Source organism: Desulfobacter sp. (genome assembly GCF_050177295.1).
In genome coordinates this window covers 1-3,432 of the sequence record NZ_JBFXHE010000452.1, presented here as the reverse complement: position 1 = coordinate 3,432, position 3,432 = coordinate 1, and the positions used below count along the sequence as shown (strand labels likewise).

The window sequence follows — 3,432 nt, the reverse complement described above, 5'->3', positions numbered from 1 at the left end:
ATTGCAGACAAGATGGTCGGAATAGTAAAATCCGCATCCATGATCAGAAAAATGTTTGAGGAAGGCATCCGGATGAGAAAACAGTTCGGGGCTGATAATGTGTTTGATTTTTCTTTGGGAAATCCCGATGTACCGCCGCCGCCGGTGGTCAGGGAAACGGTTCTGGCCCTGACCAACGATGCATCAACCTCCCATGGATATATGCCCAATGCAGGATACCCCTGGGTGCGCCAGGCCATAGCCGATTACCTGAACGCCCAGTGCGGCGTTGGAATGACTTCGGATTTGGTGATCATGAGTGTGGGGGCCGCAGGCGCTTTGAATGATACCTTGAAAGCCCTGGTCAATCCCGGCGAAGAGATCCTGGTGCCGGCCCCCTATTTTGTGGGGTACAACCAATACGCCTTTATTGTCGGGGCCAGCCTTAAAACCGTCTCTACCAGACCCGACTTTCATCTGGATCTTGGGGCCATTGACGCAGCCATTAATAAAGATACCCGCGTCATGCTCATCAATTCCCCCAATAATCCCACGGGCGTGGTTTATACCAGACAGGAGCTGGACGAACTGGGTCAGCTTCTGGAAAAGAAAAGCCGGGAGTTTGGTAAACGCATCTACCTGCTTTCGGACGAACCCTACCGCAAGATCGCCTATGATGTGGATGTGCCCTGGATGTTTGGCGTATATGACCATACTATTGTTCTGACCTCCTATTCCAAGGAGCTCTCCCTGGCTGGCGAACGTGTGGGATATCTTGCGGTTCATCCCGGGGCTGAAGATGCGGAACTGATTGCGGTAGCTGCGGGTGTGGCCAATACCATGATGTTTGTCAACGCCCCGGCCCTGTTCCAGCAGGTGGTGGGAAAACTGCAGGGCGTGTGTGTGGATATCGACATCTACCGCAAACGCAGGGATATAATTTGTGAGGGACTTGCGGCGACAGGCTACGAGTTCAACATCCCCGACGGTGCATTCTATCTGTTCCCCAGGACCCCCATTGAAAATGATGTGGAATTTACAGGTCTGCTTAAAAAAGAAAACATCCTGGCCGTTCCCGGCTCCGGATTTGGCGGCCCCGGCCATATCCGGCTCTCCTATGCTGTGCCTGAACAGACCATTGTAAATTCAATGGCCGGGTTCAAACGGGCTATGGAACAGGCTCAAAAACTAAAATAAATTGATTTTTATTTGATCTTTTGGCATGTTACTGTCCGCAGAAACGAATAAACTATGATTTAAGGCTTTATATAAAAAATATGGATGCAAAACGATTAACACTGGGAAACGAGGCATTGGCCTATGGTTTGCTGAAAAACGGCTGCCAGATGGCCTGCGCCTACCCGGGTACCCCGTCTTCGGAAATTTTGTCCGCTGTTGTTTCCTTGAAAAAGGAGATGGATCTGGATATTCACGCCCAGTGGGCAGTGAATGAAAAAGTGGCATTTGAAACCGCTTACGCAGGTGCCCAGGCAGGGCTTAGAACAGCGGTTGCCATGAAACAGGTGGGCCTGAATGTCGCTGCCGACCCCCTGATGAGTTCCGTATATTTAGGTGTCAAAGGCGGTTTTCTGGTGATCAGCGCCGATGATCCCGGTCCCCACTCTTCCCAGACCGAACAGGACTCACGCCTGATGGCGGTCATGGCCAAGCTGCCGGTGCTGGACCCGGATTCCCCGGTCCAGGCTGTAGAACTTGCCGGTATTGCCTTTGAACTGTCCGAGGCCTTTGAGATTCCGGTGATGCTGCGGCCCACCACCCGGGTGTGTCACTCCCGCCAGAGCATGGACGTGGAAAAAATTGAAATGACGCGGCGTGGGGCAGCCTTTGAAAAAAATCCGGGCAGATGGGCGGCCACGCCTAAATTCCGGCTCCAGCTCCATAAGGAACTGGAAGCCAAACTTGCCAAAATCGCAGACTACGAACCCACCCGCCCCCGGCTGGTATCCGGCACGGCCAACGGTTGTGGACAGGCCATTGTCGTGGCAGGAGTGGCTGCGGCCAATGCCAGGGACATTATCAAGGAAAGAAACCTGGATATCCCCGTGTACCAGGTGGTTCAGCCCTTTCCTTTACACAAGGAATTCATCAGGGAAATGGACACCTACGACGAAATCCTGGTGCTGGAAGAAACCTGGGGCGTCATCGAGATGCAGCTGGCAGACAAAACCCGGGTCAAAGGGAAAAACACGGGCTTTATCTCTCCTGTGGGCGAACTATTGCCCGAAAACGTGGAAGAACGGATCTGCGCCTTTGCCGGTGTGGATTATCAGGCCCCGCAGATCACCATGCTGCCGGGACGACGTCCCACCCTGTGCGCAGGCTGCCCCCACCGGGCCAGCTTTTTTGCCATTAAAAAGGCTGCACCCAAGGGTATCTTCACCAGCGACATCGGATGCTACACACTGGGCTGCAACCTCGGGGCCGTGGACACGGTCACCTGTATGGGAGCAGGGATCAGCCAGGCTGCCGGCTTCACCATTGCCTATGCCAAAAACGAAAAGCAACCGCCTGTTTTCTCCACCATTGGCGACTCCACATTTTTCCATTCCGGTATTCCCGGGTTGATCGAAACCGTCACCAAAAAGATCCCGTATGTCCTGGTGATTCTGGACAACCGCACCACGGCCATGACCGGGCACCAGCCAACACCGGCCTCGGGACGGGACGCCTCGGGCGATCCCTGCGTTGCCGTGAATATTCCTGCCATTGTCAAAGGCTGCGGGGTGAACTTCATTAAAATTGCAGATCCGTATGATCTGCCGGCATTTATCGACATTCTCAAAGAGGCAAACGCCTATTGCAAAGAAAACGGACCCGCCGTGGTCATTGCCGAACATCCTTGTCTGCTGAACATGGACAGGGCTGAACTCAACGCATCCTTTAAAAAAGTCATCGTAAACAGGGATATCTGTGACGGCTGCGGATATTGCGTAAGCCAGTTTGAATGCCCGGCTATAGGCCTGAATAATGAGAGCGAACAGGTCTGCATTGACCCTGGGCTTTGCACCGGATGCGCGGTCTGTTCCTTTGTCTGCCCCAAGGGCGCACTTGTACTTGAAAGCCAGGAGTAAATATCATGTCAAATAATCAGCAGATTATCATTTCAGGTCTGGGCGGGCAGGGCGTTCTTTTTATTACAAAACTGCTTGCAGGCGCTGCCATGGCAGACAATCTTCCTGTACTTACATCGGAAACCCACGGCATGGCCCAGCGGGGCGGCAATGTAATTTCCTATCTAAAAATTGGTGATTTTTCAGGACCCCTGATCCGGCCTGCCACGGCAGATACCCTGATTGCCCTTAAAGCAGAAAGTTTTGCCCTTCATTCCTATTTTCTTAAACCCGGCGGTCTGGCCGTGGTGAACAGCTCCAATCCTGTTGAAGATGGCAGATACCGGGTATTTTTTGGAGACGCCACGGCCCTGGCTGAAAA

3 protein-coding genes are annotated in these 3,432 nt (G+C 53.1%); all 3 read left to right on the top strand.

Annotation, left to right across the window (positions count from 1 at the left end; translation table 11 throughout):
* On the top strand, positions 1–1,176 hold a 1,176-nt coding region (locus AB7U36_RS20895), incomplete at its 5' end, for a pyridoxal phosphate-dependent aminotransferase (RefSeq protein WP_428161556.1).
* Between the two features lie 80 nt (positions 1,177–1,256).
* Positions 1,257–3,071 carry a thiamine pyrophosphate-dependent enzyme gene (locus AB7U36_RS20890; RefSeq protein ID WP_428161555.1) on the top strand — a complete coding sequence of 605 codons (1,815 nt, stop codon included), beginning with the start codon at positions 1,257–1,259 and terminating at the stop codon, positions 3,069–3,071.
* A 5-nt stretch (positions 3,072–3,076) separates the two neighbouring features.
* On the top strand, positions 3,077–3,432 hold a 356-nt coding region (locus AB7U36_RS20885; protein WP_428161554.1), incomplete at its 3' end, for a 2-oxoacid:acceptor oxidoreductase family protein.